This is a genomic window from Bradyrhizobium sp. Crot121 (genome assembly GCF_059512385.1).
The window spans coordinates 1-458 of record NZ_JCAMOR010000364.1 but is presented as its reverse complement, the minus strand read 5'-3'; the positions used below and the strand labels follow the sequence as shown (position 1 = coordinate 458).

Genomic DNA, 458 nt, shown 5'->3' with positions numbered 1-458 from the left:
GCTCGCGCTTCTGCGCGCGCACACCGCGCTCAGCGCTGGCGACTCGATGATCGCTCGCCGCCATCTCGCAACGCTCGATGACGTTGCGATCCGTGACGAGATCGACGCGGTGATCCGCGCCGGTCAGTACGACGACGCAATGCACCGGCTGCATCTCTTCATCAACCCGAAATATCCGTCCGCCGACGAGTGCAAGGCGCACGTCGGCAACCCGCATCATTTTCATACGGCCAAGCAAGGGAGCCTTCTGTGAAGTTCAAGATCAATCGCGACATCCTCGCCGACATTGTAGCGCGCGGCGTTTCCAGCGCACCGAAGAACTCGCCCGCCGTGATCGCGAACAACGCGCGAATCGTCGTGGATGGCGGCGCGATCTCCATCGCCACCACCGATTTCGAGATGATGGTCGAGGCAACCGGCCAGTGCGAAGTCGATACCGATGGCGCAACCACCGTCGA

Annotated in this window: 1 protein-coding gene and 1 pseudogene; both read left to right on the top strand. The window is 62.2% G+C overall.

Translation table 11 applies throughout. The annotated features are described in order from the left end of the window. Nucleotides 1-253 (top strand): hypothetical protein (locus AC5ZGW_RS46995; RefSeq protein WP_496114252.1); only part of this gene is annotated, 253 nt, incomplete at its 5' end. Next, a pseudogene (locus AC5ZGW_RS46990) lies at nucleotides 250-458 on the top strand (DNA-directed DNA polymerase); the annotation flags it as partial. The gene AC5ZGW_RS46995 and the pseudogene AC5ZGW_RS46990, both read left to right, overlap by 4 nt.